Genomic DNA, 19,632 nt, shown 5'->3' with positions numbered 1-19,632 from the left:
TTTGTTTAGATCATAGTCAAAACGAACTTACAACTTTTCATTAACATGGGCGCACAATTAAGCGGCTACCCTCTACGGCTTCAATCACAAACAGGCCCGAGCTTCCATTGGCATGACGCGACTCCACATCCCACATTGCACCACGATACTTGGTTCGGGCAACGAAAACACCGTTGCCTTGATCTTGCCATTCATCGACTTTCAATTGCTGACCGATATCGATATTCACATTCGGATCACGTGCAGTATCGCCTCTTTCCTTCCAACCGTATTTGCTATTATGTAGCGCTATCGTGGCAGCACTACCGATCACGGCAGCAATCAACATCTGCAATTGCACCGAACCAATCAGCAAAGACGCGATCGATGCACTGACCAAGCCCACGGCAAACATCAATAGATAAAAAGTCCCGGTGAACAGCTCCAGAATCACCACCACACCTGCTAACACCAACCACCAAATCCAAGCTTCCATTTTTTATTCTCCTTATAAAGAATTACAACAGTCTGCCCGATAACTAACAAATTGTCATCGGTATTTCACAAACAAAAAAACCCTCGACATCGACGATGTGGAGGGTTTTTTTGCAGGTAATTTGAGTGATTGCTAATTCTATGTTTTTTCTTGTTTTGATGAGGTTACTGTACGAGCTAATTGTGACGAGTTGATGAAATCGTTTTTGTAAGACGTGGTAACTCGCAATTTTTTTCGTAAGGCGTCAATAGCCGAAGGCGTATTGCGCCATCAGGTAGTTGAACATGCGAACCATCACGTCCTATGCCTCGTTTGATCGACAACTACATTGTTTCGCTGTTGGTCCATTGATCATAGGACGATGAAATACATCTTAGACTATTACACCCTATTGCTAAATCCAAACGCTATGTTCCACATGATCGTCTGGAATATACGTCAGATATTGCACCATACGTGGTGTTTTTCCGTAATTGGGTGTTGCGCAATGAGGCAGTGCTTGATGCCAGATGACGAAATCGCCAGCCTTACCTGGCACTGCTCGTGGTCGTAAGCTTTGTGCTGCAATCTGACGCGGATTTTCGCTGCACGGCAATTCACTTAACCAGCGTCCGATCTGGTGTTGAAAGCCCGGGACGCAATGGAATGCACCGTCGCCCTCGTCGCAGTCGCTCAAATACAACAAGCCTTGATAGCGCTCGGGGATAGGTTGGGCAAGACTGACATCCCAATGGAGACCATTGCCACGAAATGTAAATTCGGCCGTCTCTGGTGGATTGAAGCTGAGATGGTCAATAGTCTTGTAGATCGCACTAGTGCCATACAGCTGTTCATAGACAGCTCGAACGCGTTTAGAGGCGCGGTTCGTGTTTAGGCGTGGATGATTGTATAGAGGCAGCATCAAACCTTGCTGCCGACTTTGCGCACCGTACCAGCTAGCTGGCTCTCGCAGATTGGCATCCAAAAATTCCCACACGGCTTCACAACTTGCGGCACAGGCTGCTGCATCGATGACCTTGGGTAGAACCAGATAACCATGCTTTTTCCAAAAAGTGATTTGTTCTGGTGAGAGACGATAATCCGTTTCCTCAAACTCGGCGGGTTCTTCTAATAACTGATAAGACTTACGTGAGTCGTCTATCCAATCAAAAAAGGCTTGTAGAGTTGGGCGTTCTTCTATTAAAAACTTGAGTGCCATCGGGTGTGCAATATTATTGGCATAAAGTGTCTTTACTTGCAGCCGCCATAAGGCAACATCTTGAGGCATATTCTGGTGGGCAGGATCGCAATGGTGCTGCCAAAGTTTTTCTAGTGCGGACATGCCCTGCATGACTTGCCTTTGTGGTGATGTTTTTTTTATTTGGGTGATTTGCTAGTAGTTTAAGCTGAGTCGCGCTATTGAACAATCGCGGTGCTTGGGACCGGTGCTATCGATATCCGCTTATACAAAGGATATTTTGTTGTTGCCTGATATGCTACGTTACTCCGACATCAAATCTCCAACAAAAAAGCGCGAAGACTCCATTGAATCTTCGCGCTTGAACTTACCGAGATATTAACTCGATATTTTACTTAGCCACAGCAGCTAACTGCTTCCACGTATCGATCACAGAATCAGGATTGAGCGAGATAGACTCAATACCTTGCTGCATCAACCATTCCGCGAAGTCTGGATGATCAGAAGGTCCCTGACCGCAAATACCGACGTACTTACCTGCTTTGAGACAAGCAGAAATCGCCCGTGACAACATCGCTTTGACTGCAGGGTCACGTTCATCAAAATCTGCTGCTAACAACTCCATGCCGGAGTCACGATCCAGACCCAAGGTTAACTGCGTCAAATCATTGGAACCGATAGAGAAACCGTCAAAGAATTCTAAGAATTCTTCAGCCAGAATCGCATTCGAAGGTACTTCGCACATCATGATTAAACGCAAGCCATTTTCGCCGCGTTTTAAGCCATTCTTACCGAGCAGATTCACGACTTTTTCTGCCTGACCTAGAGTACGTACGAAAGGCACCATGATTTCGACATTGGTCAAACCCATGTCGTTACGCACGCGTTTCATTGCCGTGCATTCCATCTCGAACGACTCGGCGAAATCGCTGGCCAGATAACGTGCCGCCCCGCGGAAACCTAACATTGGATTTTCTTCGTCCGGTTCGTAGCGTGTACCACCGATGAGTTTTTTGTACTCATTCGATTTAAAATCAGACAAGCGCACGATGACTTTTTTAGGCCAGAAAGCGGCTGCGATTGTTGCGACACCTTCTGCTAATTTATCGACGTAAAACGCTTTTGGTGATGCGTGACCACGTGCTACTGATTCGACCGCCTTTTTCAAGTCTGGATCAATATTCGGGTATTCCAAAATCGCTTTGGGATGTACGCCGATATTGTTATTGATGATGAATTCCAAACGCGCCAAGCCCACGCCTTCGTTCGGTACCGATTGGAAATCAAATGCTAATTGCGGATTACCCACGTTCAGCATAATTTTCAAAGGCAATTTCGGCAATTCGCCACGAACTTCTTCTGTGACTTCGGTTTCGATCAAACCGTCGTAAATTTTACCTTCGTCACCTTCGGCGCAGGATACGGTCACCAGTGTGCCGTCTTTTAACAAGTCAGTCGCGTCACCACAACCAACCACCGCTGGCACACCAAGTTCACGCGCAATAATCGCCGCGTGACAAGTACGACCACCACGATTGGTGACGATAGCGGCAGCACGCTTCATTACCGGTTCCCAGTTAGGATCGGTCATATCTGCGACCAAAACATCACCTGGTTGTACCCGTTCCATTTCGGATGGATCGTGAATTACACGTACACGACCCGCACCAATTTTTTGACCGATCGCACGACCTGATACCAATACCGCGCCTGTACCTTTGAGTTTGAAACGTTGTTGTGCGTCGGTTGCTTTTTGCTGTGACTTTACGGTTTCTGGACGTGCTTGCAAAATGTAGAGTTTGCCATCGCGACCGTCTTTGCCCCACTCGATGTCCATAGGACGACCATAGTGTTTCTCGATGATCACTGCGTACTTAGCTAATTCAACGACTTCGGTATCGTTCAAAGAATAGCGATTACGCAACTCGATAGGCACATCCACCGTCTTCACCGAGCGACCTGCTTTAGCTTCGCCTGTGAATTCCATCTTGATCAATTTGGAACCGATATTGCGACGAATTACAGGCAGCTTGCCTAATTCCAACATCGGCTTATGAACATAGAATTCATCCGGATTCACCGCACCTTGCACCACAGTTTCGCCGAGGCCATAGCTAGACGTAATGAACACGACGTCTTTAAAGCCAGACTCCGTATCAATGGTAAACATCACACCAGCCGCACCCAAATCAGAGCGCACCATGCGTTGTACACCTGCGGACAAGGCGACTTCCGCATGCGTGAAACCTTTGTGGACACGATACGAGATTGCACGATCATTGTATAAAGACGCGAATACATGTTTCATCGCTTCTAATACATTGTCGATACCAACGACATTGAGAAAGGTTTCTTGTTGACCTGCGAAAGACGCGTCTGGCAAATCTTCAGCGGTTGCAGAAGAACGAACTGCGAACGACATTTCAGCTGTCGAATCAGCGACGAGTTTGTTATAGAAGGTTTCGATTTCTTTTTGCAGACGTGGTTGGAAAGGCGTATCGATAATCCATTGACGAATTTCAGCACCGGCTCTCGCCAATTCTTTGACGTCCTCGATATCCAAAGTGGCGAGACGATCTGCAATGCGCTGTGCCAATGGCAAACCGCCATCGATACTATGCGATAAAAAATCACGAAATGCTTGTGCCGTAGTGGCGAAACCACCTGGAACACGCACGCCTGCGGAAGCAAGCTGGCTAATCATTTCGCCAAGTGAAGCATTTTTACCACCTACGGAATCCACATCGGTCATCCGTAAGTTTTCGAACGAGGCAACATACACAGATTCACTGCTTGCCTCGATATTTGCTGCGTTAGACATAACAACCTCTTTTTTTTGATGATAAGAAATCTTTCGCACTGCTTCGCTGCGCAAGACTGCTGCGCATTGATTCGTTGTCATGTGGGCTAATTTATTATTTTGTTGCCAGCATCAACTTGATATTGATCATCATTTTACCTTGTGCGCTGCAAAAAACACATTTGGCAGAAAATTTTTATGGACTTTCCAATTTGATATATTTAGTTCGTCGAATTTCTCTTACATTCCTTACTTGACCATTCAATTACTGTACAATTTTTAATCCTCATTAGATCCACATTTGACTATTACTCCCTATGCCAGATCGTCACTCTCCCGCAATTCCCGTCGCCAACCGCACAGTATTCTTTGTATCTGATGGAACTGGTATTACCGCAGAAACATTTGGGCATTCCGTCATCACCCAGTTTGACCTCAAATTCAAGCAAGTTCGCTTGCCGTTTATCGACGATATTGAAAAAGCGGAAGAGGCGGTGAGACGTATTAATGAAGCTTTTGAGCTGACAGGAAACCGACCTATCGTATTCTCCACCTTGGTTAAGCCAGATTTAGCCAATGTGATTTTCAAATCCAAGGGTTTACACATGGATTTAATCCAAACTTTCGTTGCCCCCTTGGAAGAAGAACTAGGTATTAAATCGACACATACCGTCGGCCGCAGTCACAACATCGCGGATACCGAAGAATACAAAAACCGGATTGAAGCAATTAATTTCTCGTTGGCTCACGATGATGGGCAATCCAATAAAAATCTGTCGATGGCCGATGTGATTTTGGTTGGCGTCTCACGTTCGGGTAAAACGCCAACCACGCTGTATTTGGCAATGCAATATGGTATTAAAGCGGCCAACTATCCTTTAATTCCGGACGATTTTGAACGCGGCAAATTACCATCCGCTTTACCTGAGTTTAAAGGCAAAATGTTTGGTCTCAGCATTGCACCCGAACGATTATCTGAAATTCGTAATGAGCGCCGCCCTGGCAGCAAATATGCGTCTTTAGAAAACTGTCGTTATGAAGTGAACGAAGCCGAAGCCATGATGAAGCGCGAAGGCATACGCTGGTTATCGTCCACCACAAAATCCATCGAAGAAATCGCCACCACGATTCTGCAAGAAGTCAAACCAGATTCTCGTTTGTAGAAAACAAAAAAGCTTGAAGTAGGGTTTCCTACCTCAAGCTTTTTTACAGAAAATGGTGAGAAATAAATTCAGCTGATTTATTTTGATGCGCCTGCAATTTGCTGCCGAACTTGCTCAAAAAAACAAATCGCCGCACTCGCGGCCACATTTAAAGATTCTATCTCTGCTTTCTGTGGAATCGTCACCGTATCAGTTGCCAAGGCCATCAATTCAGGATCAACGCCCTGCCCTTCGTGCCCAAATAACCAAGCCAGTGGACGATTTAAGTTGATTTGATAGATGGTCGACTCAGTATGCGAACTAGTTGCTAGTACCGGAATGTTCGACGCACCAATCAAGGCATGCAAATCAACAGCTTCATAAATATCTAATAAAAAATGTGCTCCCATGCCTGCTCGCAATACCTTGGGAGACCAAGCAGAAGCACTGCCGGGGCTACAAAACACTTGCTCAATTCCTGCGCCTGCAGCGCTGCGCAGAATTGAACCCAAATTCCCCGGATCTTGCAAGTTATCAAGCAACACCGCATTTACTGACAACTGCAACGGTGCCCGGTCTTGGTTCGCAGCGATTACAAAAAGGATACCAACACCATTTTCAACCTGGCTCAAAGCTTGATATAAATTATCAGGAAGTACGATGCAATCAGCACCGTCTTCTTCGCACAGAGCGAGAATGCCAGCGACTTCATGATGCCCCACACAACTGGCAGAGACCACACATAATTCAGGTGCACCGCGATGCTGTAAAAATGCCTGGCAAAGATGTACACCGTCGAGCATGGTCTTAGCGGCTTTTTTCCTTGCACTGGCACTGCTGGCTAAATGTTTGAGTTCTTTGTATAGCGCATTCTCGCGTGAACTAATCTGTTTCATAGTCACTAGTCTTTCAAGAGCGCTTTCACAGGCGCATAGGATTTTCTATGGATAGGAGAGACACCGTGCTGCTTGAGCCGCTCTAAATGTAGTGCTGTCGGATAGCCTTTGTGCTGATCTAAAGCGTATTCTGGATACTGTATATGTAATTGCGCCAATAAATGATCGCGCGCAGTTTTTGCTAATATCGATGCAGCGGAGATTGCAGGGACTTTATCGTCTCCTTTAACAATCGCTTCAGATCGTATCGCCATCACTGGACACCGATTGCCATCAATCAAAGCCAAAGTGGGCGTAACTTTTAATGCTTCGACCGCACGGCGCATCGCCAGCATGGTCGCTTGTAAGATATTGAGTGTATCAATTTCTTGCTCTGAGCATTCAGCAATTGCCCAAGCCAATGCCTTCTCTTTAATCTCGATTGCTAAGGCATCACGTTGCACTTCACTTAACTTTTTGGAGTCTCGCAAACCTGCAATCGGACGTGCAGGGTCGAGTATCACCGCCGCAGCGGTTACTGGCCCAGCTAAAGGACCTCTACCGGCTTCATCAACGCCGCAAATAATTTCACCTTCATAGTCAAATAGCGAAAACAAAGAGAGATTTTCTTGTTCTTGGACCACTTTTTCTTTTGTTTTCTTAGTCATTCAGGAAGGTCTTCAATTGTTCTAAATCCAAAAAATAGTGGCAGATCTGTTTTGATTCTTCGCCCTCTTTCTGTCCGTATAGGACTGGCACCAATTCATCAAATCGCGTAAGTAGTTCTTCATCTGCATCCACATCCACGACAGCTATCGGAATGTCGACATCACCCAAATACTGTTGTAGTTGCAGCAGCATGTCATCGCATAAATGACAATAACTTCGAGAATAAAGCGTAAAGGATGGCATGAAATCAACTCGGAAAACTGTAAAACCATAAAGTCAGATTATATCGCCTTCGATAGCATTTCCAATTGAAATGAGTGGAAATGAAAAAGCCGCGCTGCAAGAAATACAGCGCGGCTTTATTTACTTCAATTTAAAGTTAGCTAACAGATAGGGGCTTTCAAGCCTTCTTTGAATTACACACTTTTTTATCAGCCGGCTGGTCGTATCACCAAGAACTGAGAGGCTTCACCACGACGTACTAATAAAACCACGGATTTCTTGGTGTCTAATTTAGCTAGCATTGCATCAAATTGCTTTGCGTCTTTAATGTCAACATTATTCATCATTAAAATAATGTCGCCTGGACGCAAACCACTACTAGCGGCTAATCCATCTACAACGTCAATCACGACACCATTGCCATTTGGCATACTGCGTTTTTGTGCCTCACTCAAGTCAGACGCAGCAATTCCGAGATGATTATCTACTTTCTCTTTTTTACTCTTCTTGTCATTTTTCTGACTAATCGGCTTGTCCGCATCTGCTTCGCCAACAATCATCGTAATATCTTTAGCTGAGCCTTTACGCCATATCGAAACAACTGCTTTGCTTCCAGGCTTGGTAGCACCAACCATGCGTGGTAAGTCACTACGTTTTTCTATCGCGTTACCATTCAACTTGAGGATCACATCACCCTCTTGTATGCCCGCCTTTTCAGCTGGCCCACCAGCTTCCACGCGCGCAACAAGAGCGCCCTGCGCCTTGCTTAAACCCAAGCTTTCTGCAACTTCTTTACTTAATTCACCAATTTCAACGCCCATGCGGCCACGAGACACTACACCAGAGCTTTTCAATTGTTCTACTACTCGCATCGCTTCATCAATCGGAATCGCGAACGAGATACCCATATAGCCGCCAGACCGACTATAAATCTGTGAATTGATGCCTATCACTTCGCCACGCATATTAATCAAAGGCCCGCCAGAATTTCCAGGATTGACCGCGACGTCGGTTTGAATCAAAGGTAAATAGTCGCCTGTATCGCGCGCTTTGGATGAAATAATTCCAGAGGTTACGGTGTTATCCAAATTAAATGGTGAGCCGATCGCGATGACCCATTCACCGGCCTTAATTTTGTCGGAATCGCCGATGGCTATTTTAGGTAATTTACTGCCTTCTATCTTGAGTACTGCGACATCGGTGCGGCGATCACTGCCTATCACTTTTGCCTTGAACTCGCGTTTATCGGTCAATTTCACATAGACTTCTGACGCGTCTTCAACGACGTGGGTATTGGTCAACACATAGCCGTCCTGACTCACGATAAATCCAGAACCGACACCGCGTGGTACTTCTTGTTCTTGTTGTTGCCTAGGCGCTTGGCGGCGATTCTTTGGCGCTTGTTGAGGTGCAGGCATACCGAAGAAACGGCGGAAGAATTCTTGCGCCTGCTCGTCATCAGAAAAAGGATCGCCTTGGGCCTGTGTGATTTTTTGCGTGGTGCGAATATTCACTACAGCGGGGCTAGTTTTTTCCACCAACTGGGTAAAGTCAGGCAATCCGGTTACCAACAAAGGTGCTGGCACTGCATTAGGATTTGTAGGATTGGTTGTGCCAGCAGGATTTTGTGCTGCGGCTTGGGCGTTCGCATGATTGCCAGAGCTAAAGAAGCTAATACCAGCAAAAACCGAAGCAGAAATTAATACAGAAGAAATTAATATAGAAATATGTTTTTCAGCAGGAAAAAATCGCATTTTTTTCATCTTCTCACCATTAGTCTAAAACCGAGGTAAAAACTAACTAACAGTAAATTTACCTCTTAAATTGAACAGAATTCATTACTTGCTTAATTGCCGCATTCGGCACTTCGCCTACAACGGTTAGCCAGTTATCACCAGAGCGTTTCCCCATAATCGTCATTGCACCTTGTTGCAAACTACCCTCCGTACGATTACCGGTATTTGGTTCAACGAAAACCGAGATAGTCGACAGACCATCAGAAAACATCATTTGTACCACTTGGTGCGATTTGGGTTGTCCCTGCTCCGCACCTGCTGCATTGGCTGAAATAGGAATCAATCGCTTAGTTTCAAGGGTCTTTTTAAAGCCATTCGGTAAATTTTTTACCATCCATCCAGAATTGACATTGGATTGCACCGTCATATTTTCAGTTTTCCATTGAGCGACATTGGTAAAACTTGGTTTCAACCGATTTTTATCGACATCTCCCAATGAAATTTGGGTAAATGCGATTTGTTCGATGACCTCGTTACGCGGATTTAAAGTTTGTACGCCCAACAGAAGTCCCGCGTTTTTTTCTACGCAGAGGCGAAAGCCGTAACGCAGCGCGTCTTTCGGCTGCAGATTTAATACCTGGCACTCAACACCAGCAACGCGGCTCATTTGAGCTTTTTTGATGTAATAAGATTCGGGCAGCAGATTTACATTCTCGCTCAACAAAGCGGGGAACTCTTCCTGACTTAGATTTTTTTCGACCTGAATCACCTTGCTGTCTGGCAGGTAACAAGACACCTCGCCATTTCGACGGATATATTCCCTAGGCTTTGCATCGAGAATCTCCAGCTTTTCAACTTCGACATCGCCATCAAATCCATGCGTAATTCTTGAAGTGCGAATTTGATTTCCTTGCTGATAGACGAATGTACCGGAATAACTCGTTTTCTTTGCCGCCGCTTGTGTGGTTTGCAAGAGCTTTAGCAGATCACGTTCCTCACTGCTTTGCGCAATTGCAACGCCTGACAAGAAAAATAGAGCTTGTACGACGATCAAAGAAAGGTGTCGAAACCGCATACGATTACTTTTCAGACTCAGAGGAAGACACAACATTAGCACGTTTAATATAACGCGCCCCATTATCAAAAGACGGTGACACTTTTTGATGCGCTAACAAATAACTATCCAAAATCGGGTCACGCAACATCTCTACCTGATCTTCTAACTTCGGCGCAAATTCAAGTTCTTTTTTGTCGTTACTGTTCGCATGTCCAGAGGCACTCGCATTAGACGCCAGTTTGACACCAGGCGCAGCAAAGCCATCGGCTTGATCCACTTTTGCCATCTGTGTATCTGGTGCGGCCTGCGGACGCAACAAAGGAAGAATTTGCGGCGCCATGATAAATGCCACCATCACCGCAGCGGCGACACTACTAATAGCAAAGTAAGGTGATTTGGAAAAACCGTCACCCCCTTTCTTAGCGAGAGCCTCATTCGACTTCGGCGCCAAAATTACGGGTTCCGCATCCAGCAAAGCTGAAAATTTATTTGAAAAATCTGCACTTAAAGGTACTGCCAAATCCTCAGATCTCAATACATCTCCGACTTGGTGATATTGATCCCAACTTGCCAAAATTTGTTTGCCTTCATCACTTTTCAAACGGATCAGCACAGCATCTAACTGCGCATCCGTCAGCTCGCCATCTAGCATGCTAGAAATGAGTTCATCATGATTCGTCTTGTTCATTGTTTCTTCCTGGTTCAACACATCTATATTTTTGCTACTTCTATTAATTAAGACCTAACCTAGATCAAATCAAATTCTTCACCAACGTTGATCAATTGCAGTCCCGATTAAGGGCCTTAATTTTTCTGCGATCGCTTCCCGCGCACGAAATATACGGCTGCGGACAGTGCCAATGGGACACAACATAACTTCAGCGATCTCGTCATAACTTAAACCCTCGATTTCACGCAAAGTGATTGCATTTCTTAACTCTTCTGGCAAAGACAACATAACTGCATTAACCGTTGCCGCTATTTGCTTACTGGCCAATAGAGACTCTGGTGTATTGATATCTCTTAGTCCATCCGCGTCATTAAAAGTTTCCGCCTCACTCACATCTGCATCGGTCGATGTCGGTGCACGCCGTCCCTGAGTCACCAGATAATTTTTCGCGGTATTAATTCCAATTCTATAAAGCCATGTATAAAATGCTGAATCTCCCCGAAAATTGGCTAAAGCACGGTAGGCCTTAATGAAAGCTTCCTGTACCACGTCTTCAGCTTCTGCATGATCATGGACGAGTCTAGACACGAGCCTAAATAATTTCCTTTGATATTTGGAAACCAGAAGCTCAAATGCTTTTTTATCGCCACGCTGAACGCGCTCAACTAAAAGTTGATCTATCTCGCGTTCTGTTGTCACGCAAACATTCCCATTTTCTTATTTAGTTTTGACTGCTTATTTAATGATTAACATTAATAAATTTATCGGTATAAGTGTTATGACAAATACCTTTATCAAAAGTTCCCTTCAGACAAATCATTCTGCACTGAAGTATTGGTCTGCGCTTGAACCAGCCAATGAAACGCCAAACTTAAGCGGCGAAAACCAGCATCACTGACACTATCACGCAAAATTAACAGGCGCTTCACCTTACCTGACTCATTTTGCAAGCTCAGTAGCAACACCGATCGCCACAAAATCAAAGGTGACCGCAATTCTACCGATTCTGACTCATGCACTCGCCCTGACACGTCAAGTCTGCGCAATATAACATCACCATTACTATCCACATTCAAGCCGTACCTTATCGTTTGACGCAAGGCATTGAGGACAGCACGAATCACAAAATAAAGCATTAGAAAAGCAACTACCGATCCCAAGCTAGCAACAAGCAAATTTGCGCGAGGCAAGTACCAGTACAGAACACAAAGCAAAGCAACACAAGCGCAACCAACAATCAATAGCAATAACCAGTTCAATGCTCTCGATGGGCTAATCACTACAGAAGTCGCAATACTCATAAAGCAAACCATTCGCAAAAAAAAACACCACATAGAAATGTGGTGTTTATTTTAATACAGAAAAATTCCAAACTTATGGTAATGAATCTTAAACTTTAGCAAAAATCAAAGTCCCGTTCGTACCGCCAAAACCAAATGAATTTTTCATTGCATACTGAATCTTCATTTCACGCGCCGTATTCGCACAATAATCGAGATCACATTCTGGATCTTGATTAATGATATTGATCGTCGGTGGAGAAACTTGATTATGCACAGCCAATACGGATAAAACAGATTCTAAACCACCAGCACCACCCAGCAAATGACCGGTCATCGACTTTGTCGAATTAATCGTCATCTTGTAGGCATGATCACCAAAGGCTGCTTTAATGGCGTCAGTTTCATTCTTATCACCCAAAGGTGTTGATGTACCATGTGCGTTCAAGTAACTGATTTGATCTGTGTTTAATCCAGCATTTTTCAATGCATTCAGCATACTACGACGCGGGCCATCCACGGTTGGTGTCGTGATATGGTAGGCATCACCACTCATACCAAAACCCGACACTTCTGCGTAAATCTTGGCACCGCGTGCTTTTGCGTGCTCGTACTCTTCCAGCACCATGACACCAGCGCCTTCACCCAAGACAAAACCATCACGGTCTTTATCCCATGGACGCGAAGCCGTTAAAGGATCATCATTGCGAGAAGACAAGGCACGAGCTGAAGCAAATCCGCCCAAACCCAGAGGAGAAATCGTTGATTCCGCGCCACCAGCGATCATCACATCCGCATCACCGTATTCAATCATGCGAGCAGCATTACCAATGCAATGTAAACCTGTGGTGCACGCAGTAACAATCGCTAAGTTTGGACCTTTCAGTCCATACTTGATCGACAAATTACCTGAAATCATATTGATGATAGATGCTGGCACAAAGAAAGGCGTAATACGGCGCGGCCCTCGCGCCATTAAGACTTCCTTAGTTTCTTCAATCAATGGCAAGCCACCGATACCAGAACCTACAATCACGCCAATACGTTCTGCATTTTCTTCATTGACAGTGAGGCCACTGTCTTGAAAAGCCTGCATACCAGCTGCGATACCAAAATGGATAAAGGTATCCATGTTGCGCGCTTCTTTGGCTGGAATATAGTCTTCAATGTTAAAGCCCTTCACTTCCCCAGCAAAATGGGTAGTAAATGGCGTTGCATCAAATTTAGTGATTGTGGCAATACCAGATTTACCAGCGAGGATGGCTGTCCATGTGTCGGCAATATTATTGCCGACAGGAGACACACAACCAAGGCCAGTAATTACAACTCGACGTTTACTCGTAAGGCTCAAGCGTCTCTCCTGGAATTAATAAAGCAATCCGACAGAATTAAGCTTTGACGTGCGCAGTTGCGTAGTCGATTGCTTGTTTAACCGTCGTGATTTTTTCTGCTTGTTCGTCAGGGATTTCCATTTCGAACTCGTCTTCCAAAGCCATGACCAACTCAACTGTGTCGAGTGAGTCTGCACCCAAGTCATCTACGAAGGAAGATTCAATTTTGATGTCAGCTTCAGCGACGCCTAATTGTTCAGCGACGATTTTTCTAACGCGTTGTTCGATATCAGACATGTGGTCTCCATTAGTGGTTACAGAAAGTGCGCGCATTTTATCAGGTTTGCGCGCGAAAAGAGCATTTTTAGATGCTGCACCGCCAACTCCGCTCAATTTCAGCGAAAGTCGCTTAATTTACAACAACTATATTAACACAAATACATGCCACCATTAACGTGTATCGTTGTTCCTGTGACATAACCCGCCTGCGGCGAGGCTAAAAATACCGTTGCCGCCGCGATATCTTCTGGCTGACCTAATTTGCCCATAGGAATTTGACTGAGGATCGCTGCCTTCTGATCATCGGTCAGAGCTTTAGTCATGTCCGTATCGATGAAACCCGGCGCTATGCAATTAACCGTAATATTGCGACTACCAATTTCTAACGCAAGGGCACGACTCATACCAGCCACACCCGCTTTTGCTGCTGCATAGTTCATTTGACCAGGATTACCAGAAGAACCAACGACAGACGTAATATTAATAATGCGGCCATGCTTAGCCTTCATCATGCCACGCAAAACAGCGCGAGATAAACGCGCAACAGAATTCAAGTTAGTGGAAATAACACTATCCCAATCATCTTCTTTCATACGCATAGCCAATTGATCTTGCGTGATGCCGGCATTATTTACCAGGATAGATAAAGAACCGAATTCTTTTTGAATTTCATCAACCAATGAGCTACAACGCTCTACGTCGTTGACATTAAATGCCACACCCTTACCTGCCTCAGGATTCACTTCCTGCAAATAAGCAGTAATCGCCTGAGCTCCCGACTCGGAAGTTGCAGTACCGATCACTTTTGCACCTGCCTGCGCCAAAGCAATCGCAATCGCCTTGCCGATTCCACGAGATGCCCCAGTTACTAATGCCACTTGATTGACTAATTGTTGCGTCATATTCCCTCACTATCTTGTCAGACTTGGCAGCTATGCACCCGTCACAATTTGTTATTTAAAGAATTTAATTATTAACTTAAGCTTAACCCAAACTTAACTAAAATCTAGTTCGCAGCTATGGACGCCAATACTTTCTCCAGCGTTTCCTGATCGTAAATTGCATCGCCCACTAAGTCGCCATTGATACGCTTAGTCAGACCTGCCAACACCTTACCCGGACCACATTCAATCAATTGCTTGATGCCAGATACCGCAATCGAATTAACAGTTTCAACCCAACGCACTGGACTTGCAGCCTGACGCACAAGCGCGTCTTTAATCAAAGCAGGATCAGTGACAATCGCTACATCAACGTTATTAATTAATGCAATCGCCGGCGCGGAAAATGACACGTTCGCCAAATACTCACGCAATTGATCAGAAGCGGGTTTTAATAAAGAAGAATGGAAAGGGGCTGAAACCGGCAATGGCAAAGCACGTTTTGCCCCTTTTGCCTTAGCCAGTTCACATGCGCGCTCTACAGCAGCTTTACTACCAGCAATCACCACTTGCGCAGGAGCATTGAAATTGACCGCCTCAACCACCTCAGAAGTTGCCGCAGCAGCTTCAAGACATGCAGCAATCACGTCCGCATCACTCAAACCTAAAATTGCTGCCATACCGCCTTGACCGACTGGCACCGCACTTTGCATAGCCTGCGCACGAAAACGCACCAAAGGCACAGCATCTTTAAATGCGATCACACCTGCAGCAACCAAAGCCGAATATTCACCTAAGCTGTGACCAGCAACTATGGATGGTGTTTTACCACCAGCTGCGATCCACGCACGATAAGTGGCAACGGCTGCCGTCAACATTACTGGCTGCGTGTTCGTCGTTAAATCCAAATCTTCCTTAGGACCTTCAGAAATCAATTTCACCAAATCCATCTGCAAAGCATCAGAAGCTTCTGCGATCGTGTCTTGAACAACTGGGTTACCAGCAAAGCCATTTAACATACCAATCGCTTGCGAACCTTGACCAGGAAATACAAATGCAAATTGCGTCATAATATTTTTACTCTACGTGTTTTTAAATGAGAACAACAATGCCTTCAGCATTACATCTTGACTAAAGCAGCACCCCAAGTAAAGCCGCCACCAACACCTTCCAACATCACAATCTGGCCTTTCTTAACACGACCGTCACGCACTGCTGCATCTAAAGCTAGCGGAATAGAAGCTGCGGAAGTATTACCATGCTGATCCACAGTCACGACCACTTTATCCAAAGGCAACTTCAATTTTTTTGCAGTACTTTGCATGATGCGAATATTGGCTTGATGCGGGATTAACCAGTCAATTTGACTCGCATCCATACCCGCAATTTCCAAGGTTTCGTTAGCAACTTTCTCCAATACATTAACAGCCAATTTAAAGACAGCCTGACCATCCATATACAAAAATGCGCTACCTGCGATCACGCCAGCATTAACGTTTCCTGGTACACATAGAATATGTCCGTGACTGCCATCCGCATGCAATTTTGTCGCCAAAACACCAGGCTCGACTGACTGCTCCATAACGATAGCGCCAGCACCATCGCCGAACAACACACAAGTCGTACGATCTTCAAAATTGAGAATGCGCGAAAACACTTCTGCGCCAATAATCAGTGCTTTTCTATGCGAACCGGATTTAATCATGCTATCAGCCATCGCCATCGCATAAATAAACCCGCTACATACGGCCTGCACATCAACTGCAGCAGCGCCGTTAGTGATACCCAATTTGTTTTGTACGACGCAAGCCGTACTGGGGAATCCACCAAAAAAATCTGGTGTAGAAGTCGCCAAAATAATTAAATCGATATCATTCGCTTGCAAATCAGCCGCTTCAAGCGCGCGCTTTGCAGCCTCAACAGCCATATCACTAGACGTGACATTAGGCTCGGCGTAATGACGAGCAGAAATTCCACTGCGCGATACGATCCACTCATCGGAAGTTTCAATTCCCTTTGCAGCTAATTGTTCTGCTAATTCGTGATTTGTTACTTTTCTCGGTGGCAGGTAGCTTCCTGTGCCTATAATTTTGCTATAGAAAGTCATGCGTCTTTATCTGTATTATTGTTCAGTCAAACCGGAACTATCTGTACTTGCCTCTACGGGCACTGGCATTAATTCCGCCAAGGATGTCGTAATGCGCGCGAGCACATCATTTTTTACTGCATCGAATGCACGTTGTATCGCCCACTCGTAACTATATTTATCAGCACCGCCATGACTTTTAATGACAACGCCACGCAAGCCCAATAAACTACCGCCATTATAATTTGACGGATTCATGGTTTTAGAAATATGCTTTAAAGCACCTCTGGCGATCAGAGCGCCCAGCATATTGAGGGGATTGCTCTTAAACGCATCCGTCATCGTGGTTTTGACAAAACGCCCCAATCCCTCGACCGCTTTCAAGGTGACGTTACCCACAAATCCATCACATACGACGATATCAGTCGTACCCTTGAAAATATCATTGCCTTCCACATTACCGTAAAAATTCAACAGGCCACGCTCATGATCTGCACGTAATAATTGAGCCGTACGTTTCACAACGTCGTTACCTTTAATATCTTCTTCACCAACATTGAGCAAACCAACTGTCGGGCGCGGCTTATTCTCAAGTGCAGCAACAAGCGCTGAGCCCATAATCGCAAACTGATGCAGATGCACAGGCTCGCAATCGACATTCGCACCGAGATCGAGCATGTAAGTTGGGAGTTTTTTCTGATTCGGCAATATGCTGCAAATCGCAGGACGATCTACGCCAGGCATGGTCTTAAGTACATAACGTGACACCGCCATCAAAGCACCGGTGTTGCCTGCAGAAACGCAAGCTTGCGCCTGCCCTTCTTTTACTTGATTCAGGGCGACACGCATGGAAGAATCTTTTTTTCTGCGCAATGCGATTTCGATGGGATCGTCCATCTCTACCATTTCACTCGCATGCACAATCGATAATCGTGGATGGCTTAGCGCGCCTAATTTTTTTAATTCTGCTTGCAAGACAGTTTCCTGTCCCACCAAAACAAATTCAACATCAGGCTCGCGATTCGCAAATGAAACTGCTGCCGCTACAGTGACTGATGGGCCGAAATCTCCACCCATACAATCAATTGAAATTTTTATTGTCATGTATTTGTTACTATTTTTTCACCTCAAGAGACTAATCTTATCAAGAATGAGACAAACATTCATCCGATTTAAGCGCGATTTAAGCCCGAAGAGAAAAATGAAAGATGAAAATGGACAAAAACAAATGCTGGTTTTGAACATTTTTTAGAATAAAAAAAAGCGGCGTCAAGTACGAGACTCGCAACGCCGCTTTATCGCTAAGAACAAATTACTCGTCGTTCTTAGTTTTCAATACTTTACGACCACGGTAAAAGCCATTTGGGCTGATGTGGTGACGCAGATGTGTTTCACCTGTTGTTGGCTCGATACCCAACTGCGGTGCAGTCAAGAAATCGTGTGAACGGTGCATACCACGTTTGGATGGTGATTTTTTGTTTTGCTGAACGGCCATGATAACTCCTAATACTTCAAAAAATGTTTCTAAAATTTAACACACTTGAATCGACAATCAAATCTTTTTTGCCGCTCAAGAATCCCTAACAATACTTCGACCTGAGTGTTTTTTTCAGAATAATGCCACTAGGTACGCCCACTTACTTTTCATTGCAACTTCTTCAGCACAGCGAATGGAGACACTTTAGTACTTGTGCTCGCTGTATCTACCGCATTTACATCGTTCGCTGCCTCTGATTGATTGAATGAACCAACTACATCAGGGCATACTGCATGTTTGGGCGATTGGGGTATTGCCAGCAACGCTTCATCCTCGATCAAATCCATGATATTGAACGCTTTGCTGCCTACTACTACATCAACCTCGTCATCTTCGAGCATGCTTTCAATTTCGTCGGCATGATCATCGTCTTTGGCGAGAATTAATTCTGCTTGTGAATCTACTGCGAAATCGTAAGACGTTAAGCAACGCTGGCACATTAATTGAAGCTGTCCATTAACAGACAGCGTCAATTGAGGAAAACCCAATTGATTTACACCGCCTTGCAAAGACCAGTTCAATACACCATCACCATTTGCGCACTCCACGGATAAACGCAGAAAATCGGCAATTTTTGCACTACCTTCACGTCGTTCGCGATGCTGACAAAACGTAAAAGCGTCGATGACAAATGCTTGCATAGGATTTCTAGACCCAGAAAACCTGCGATAATAACAGGATTACACCTTATTAGTCAAAGCCTTAGCGCATTTAGAGCGCATGTAGGTAGAAAAAAAGCCATAAATTCAGCAAGAACTGCAGAATTCATACAAAAAAGATACTAACAATGTCACAAACCTCATCATTGCAGCAAATTATACTCGCCTCCAGTTCAGCATATCGTAAAGACTTGCTTCAACGATTGCGGCTGCCATTTCTAGCGATCGCTCCCGATCTTGACGAGAGTCCATTGAGCCACGAAGCACCGGAACAAACTGCCTTGCGACTTGCACAAAAAAAGGCGGAAGCCATTGCAAAGTTGCATCCCGAAGCAATTATCATAGGCTCTGACCAAGTTGCGACCTTAGACGGATTACAAATCGGTAAGCCTGGCGATCATGAGCGCGCATTAAAGCAATTACAAATGATGCGTGGTCGCGAGGTTATTTTTCACACCGCACTATGCGTACTACACAAACATGCAGAAGATACCTCGAATATCTTGCAAATTCAGAATTGTCAGACACTTGTGCGGTTTCGTGATTTGGGTGACGCCGAGTTAGATGCCTATTTGCGCATAGAACAACCTTACGATTGCGCTGGCAGTGCGAAAAATGAGGGCTTAGGGATTATTATTTTAGATGCGATACACAGTGACGATCCTACCGCATTAACTGGATTACCATTGATCACATTGACCAGCATGTTACGCAATCTCGGCGTCTCTTTCTTCAGATAATTCTCAAAACAAACAC

The 19,632-nt window shown here is 45.0% G+C and carries 21 protein-coding genes; 2 read left to right on the top strand and 19 right to left on the bottom strand.

Annotated elements, in window-relative coordinates:
* Positions 1-40 precede the first annotated feature (40 nt).
* The 3 genes from ACO0KZ_RS09490 to ppsA form a co-directional block, all read right to left on the bottom strand.
* Positions 41-475: an NfeD family protein gene (locus ACO0KZ_RS09490; protein WP_422994928.1), complete on the bottom strand. Its 435-nt coding sequence runs from the start codon at positions 473-475 to the stop codon at positions 41-43.
* A gap of 394 nt (positions 476-869) precedes the next feature.
* The gene (locus tag ACO0KZ_RS09485; protein ID WP_422994927.1) at positions 870-1,805 is read right to left on the bottom strand and encodes a phytanoyl-CoA dioxygenase family protein; all 936 of its coding nucleotides are present in this window, start codon (positions 1,803-1,805) and stop codon (positions 870-872) included.
* Between the two features lie 238 nt (positions 1,806-2,043).
* On the bottom strand, positions 2,044-4,473 hold the full coding sequence (ppsA, locus tag ACO0KZ_RS09480; RefSeq protein WP_422994926.1) for a phosphoenolpyruvate synthase: 2,430 nt from the start codon (positions 4,471-4,473) through the stop codon (positions 2,044-2,046).
* 296 nt (positions 4,474-4,769) lie between these two features.
* Here ppsA and ppsR point away from each other — a divergent pair, with 296 nt between their 5' ends.
* Positions 4,770-5,615: a posphoenolpyruvate synthetase regulatory kinase/phosphorylase PpsR gene (gene ppsR, locus ACO0KZ_RS09475; RefSeq protein WP_422994925.1), complete on the top strand. Its 846-nt coding sequence runs from the start codon at positions 4,770-4,772 to the stop codon at positions 5,613-5,615.
* 77 nt (positions 5,616-5,692) lie between these two features.
* Here the strand turns inward: ppsR and ACO0KZ_RS09470 are convergent, their stop codons facing one another.
* The 16 genes from ACO0KZ_RS09470 to ACO0KZ_RS09395 all read right to left on the bottom strand — a co-directional run bounded on the left by ACO0KZ_RS09470 (position 5,693) and on the right by ACO0KZ_RS09395 (position 18,858).
* Entirely contained in the window at positions 5,693-6,490 is a 798-nt protein-coding gene (locus ACO0KZ_RS09470; protein WP_422994924.1) for a TrmH family RNA methyltransferase, read from the bottom strand.
* A 5-nt stretch (positions 6,491-6,495) separates the two neighbouring features.
* Positions 6,496-7,137: a ribonuclease HII gene (gene rnhB / locus ACO0KZ_RS09465; protein ID WP_422994923.1), complete on the bottom strand. Its 642-nt coding sequence runs from the start codon at positions 7,135-7,137 to the stop codon at positions 6,496-6,498.
* On the bottom strand, positions 7,130-7,381 hold the full coding sequence (locus ACO0KZ_RS09460; protein WP_422994922.1) for a glutaredoxin family protein: 252 nt from the start codon (positions 7,379-7,381) through the stop codon (positions 7,130-7,132). The genes rnhB and ACO0KZ_RS09460 overlap by 8 nt, the downstream gene beginning before the upstream one ends.
* A 188-nt stretch (positions 7,382-7,569) precedes the next feature.
* The gene (locus ACO0KZ_RS09455; protein WP_422994921.1) at positions 7,570-9,123 is read right to left on the bottom strand and encodes a DegQ family serine endoprotease; all 1,554 of its coding nucleotides are present in this window, start codon (positions 9,121-9,123) and stop codon (positions 7,570-7,572) included.
* A 49-nt stretch (positions 9,124-9,172) separates the two neighbouring features.
* Positions 9,173-10,171 (bottom strand): MucB/RseB C-terminal domain-containing protein, encoded by a 999-nt coding sequence (locus ACO0KZ_RS09450; RefSeq protein ID WP_422994920.1) that lies wholly within the window; start codon positions 10,169-10,171, stop codon positions 9,173-9,175.
* 4 nt (positions 10,172-10,175) lie between these two features.
* Complete coding sequence (locus ACO0KZ_RS09445; protein WP_422994919.1) at positions 10,176-10,841, bottom strand: sigma-E factor negative regulatory protein; 666 nt, start codon at positions 10,839-10,841, stop codon at positions 10,176-10,178.
* A 78-nt stretch (positions 10,842-10,919) separates the two neighbouring features.
* Positions 10,920-11,522 (bottom strand): RNA polymerase sigma factor RpoE, encoded by a 603-nt coding sequence (rpoE, locus tag ACO0KZ_RS09440; RefSeq protein WP_422994918.1) that lies wholly within the window; start codon positions 11,520-11,522, stop codon positions 10,920-10,922.
* Between the two features lie 95 nt (positions 11,523-11,617).
* On the bottom strand, positions 11,618-12,124 hold the full coding sequence (locus ACO0KZ_RS09435) for a protein YgfX (protein WP_422994917.1): 507 nt from the start codon (positions 12,122-12,124) through the stop codon (positions 11,618-11,620).
* An 88-nt stretch (positions 12,125-12,212) separates the two neighbouring features.
* On the bottom strand, positions 12,213-13,454 hold the full coding sequence (gene fabF / locus ACO0KZ_RS09430) for a beta-ketoacyl-ACP synthase II (protein ID WP_422994916.1): 1,242 nt from the start codon (positions 13,452-13,454) through the stop codon (positions 12,213-12,215).
* Between the two features lie 37 nt (positions 13,455-13,491).
* On the bottom strand, positions 13,492-13,731 hold the full coding sequence (gene acpP, locus ACO0KZ_RS09425) for an acyl carrier protein (RefSeq protein ID WP_186889650.1): 240 nt from the start codon (positions 13,729-13,731) through the stop codon (positions 13,492-13,494).
* Between the two features lie 131 nt (positions 13,732-13,862).
* Positions 13,863-14,615, bottom strand: coding sequence for a 3-oxoacyl-ACP reductase FabG (fabG, locus tag ACO0KZ_RS09420; RefSeq protein WP_422994915.1), 753 nt, complete (start codon positions 14,613-14,615; stop codon positions 13,863-13,865).
* A 104-nt stretch (positions 14,616-14,719) separates the two neighbouring features.
* Positions 14,720-15,664 carry an ACP S-malonyltransferase gene (fabD, locus tag ACO0KZ_RS09415; RefSeq protein WP_422994914.1) on the bottom strand — a complete coding sequence of 315 codons (945 nt, stop codon included), beginning with the start codon at positions 15,662-15,664 and terminating at the stop codon, positions 14,720-14,722.
* A gap of 50 nt (positions 15,665-15,714) precedes the next feature.
* On the bottom strand, positions 15,715-16,701 hold the full coding sequence (locus ACO0KZ_RS09410) for a beta-ketoacyl-ACP synthase III (protein ID WP_422994913.1): 987 nt from the start codon (positions 16,699-16,701) through the stop codon (positions 15,715-15,717).
* 15 nt (positions 16,702-16,716) lie between these two features.
* Positions 16,717-17,784, bottom strand: a complete 1,068-nt coding sequence (gene plsX / locus ACO0KZ_RS09405; protein ID WP_422994912.1) for a phosphate acyltransferase PlsX — start codon at positions 17,782-17,784, stop codon at positions 16,717-16,719.
* A gap of 208 nt (positions 17,785-17,992) precedes the next feature.
* Positions 17,993-18,175: a 50S ribosomal protein L32 gene (gene rpmF, locus ACO0KZ_RS09400; protein WP_162018712.1), complete on the bottom strand. Its 183-nt coding sequence runs from the start codon at positions 18,173-18,175 to the stop codon at positions 17,993-17,995.
* 149 nt (positions 18,176-18,324) lie between these two features.
* Positions 18,325-18,858 carry a YceD family protein gene (locus ACO0KZ_RS09395; RefSeq protein ID WP_422994911.1) on the bottom strand — a complete coding sequence of 178 codons (534 nt, stop codon included), beginning with the start codon at positions 18,856-18,858 and terminating at the stop codon, positions 18,325-18,327.
* Between the two features lie 146 nt (positions 18,859-19,004).
* On the opposite strand from ACO0KZ_RS09395, the gene ACO0KZ_RS09390 reads away from it, so the two are divergent.
* Positions 19,005-19,616, top strand: a complete 612-nt coding sequence (locus ACO0KZ_RS09390) for a Maf family nucleotide pyrophosphatase (RefSeq protein ID WP_422994910.1) — start codon at positions 19,005-19,007, stop codon at positions 19,614-19,616.
* Positions 19,617-19,632 lie beyond the last annotated feature (16 nt).

Source organism: Undibacterium sp. Di24W (assembly GCF_049340325.1).
GTDB lineage: Bacteria > Pseudomonadota > Gammaproteobacteria > Burkholderiales > Burkholderiaceae_D > Undibacterium.
Note: the sequence above shows the minus strand (reverse complement) of the source record. Positions and strands in the feature narration are given on the sequence as shown.

Bases quoted from the DNA above. Each gene is read 5' to 3' on its own strand.
- ACO0KZ_RS09445 (WP_422994919.1), bottom strand. From the start codon at position 10,841: ATGAACAAGACGAATCATGATGAACTCATTTCTAGCATGCTAGATGGC.
- ACO0KZ_RS09470 (WP_422994924.1), bottom strand. From the start codon at position 6,490: ATGAAACAGATTAGTTCACGCGAGAATGCGCTATACAAAGAACTCAAA.
- ppsA (WP_422994926.1), bottom strand. From the start codon at position 4,473: ATGTCTAACGCAGCAAATATCGAGGCAAGCAGTGAATCTGTGTATGTT.
- fabD (WP_422994914.1), bottom strand. From the start codon at position 15,664: ATGACGCAATTTGCATTTGTATTTCCTGGTCAAGGTTCGCAAGCGATT.
- ppsR (WP_422994925.1), top strand. From the start codon at position 4,770: ATGCCAGATCGTCACTCTCCCGCAATTCCCGTCGCCAACCGCACAGTA.
- ACO0KZ_RS09395 (WP_422994911.1), bottom strand. From the start codon at position 18,858: ATGCAAGCATTTGTCATCGACGCTTTTACGTTTTGTCAGCATCGCGAA.
- ACO0KZ_RS09490 (WP_422994928.1), bottom strand. From the start codon at position 475: ATGGAAGCTTGGATTTGGTGGTTGGTGTTAGCAGGTGTGGTGGTGATT.
- ACO0KZ_RS09455 (WP_422994921.1), bottom strand. From the start codon at position 9,123: ATGAAAAAAATGCGATTTTTTCCTGCTGAAAAACATATTTCTATATTA.
- plsX (WP_422994912.1), bottom strand. From the start codon at position 17,784: ATGACAATAAAAATTTCAATTGATTGTATGGGTGGAGATTTCGGCCCA.
- ACO0KZ_RS09450 (WP_422994920.1), bottom strand. From the start codon at position 10,171: ATGCGGTTTCGACACCTTTCTTTGATCGTCGTACAAGCTCTATTTTTC.
- rnhB (WP_422994923.1), bottom strand. From the start codon at position 7,137: ATGACTAAGAAAACAAAAGAAAAAGTGGTCCAAGAACAAGAAAATCTC.
- acpP (WP_186889650.1), bottom strand. From the start codon at position 13,731: ATGTCTGATATCGAACAACGCGTTAGAAAAATCGTCGCTGAACAATTA.
- ACO0KZ_RS09410 (WP_422994913.1), bottom strand. From the start codon at position 16,701: ATGACTTTCTATAGCAAAATTATAGGCACAGGAAGCTACCTGCCACCG.
- fabG (WP_422994915.1), bottom strand. From the start codon at position 14,615: ATGACGCAACAATTAGTCAATCAAGTGGCATTAGTAACTGGGGCATCT.
- rpmF (WP_162018712.1), bottom strand. From the start codon at position 18,175: ATGGCCGTTCAGCAAAACAAAAAATCACCATCCAAACGTGGTATGCAC.
- ACO0KZ_RS09460 (WP_422994922.1), bottom strand. From the start codon at position 7,381: ATGCCATCCTTTACGCTTTATTCTCGAAGTTATTGTCATTTATGCGAT.
- ACO0KZ_RS09390 (WP_422994910.1), top strand. From the start codon at position 19,005: ATGTCACAAACCTCATCATTGCAGCAAATTATACTCGCCTCCAGTTCA.
- ACO0KZ_RS09435 (WP_422994917.1), bottom strand. From the start codon at position 12,124: ATGAGTATTGCGACTTCTGTAGTGATTAGCCCATCGAGAGCATTGAAC.
- ACO0KZ_RS09485 (WP_422994927.1), bottom strand. From the start codon at position 1,805: ATGCAGGGCATGTCCGCACTAGAAAAACTTTGGCAGCACCATTGCGAT.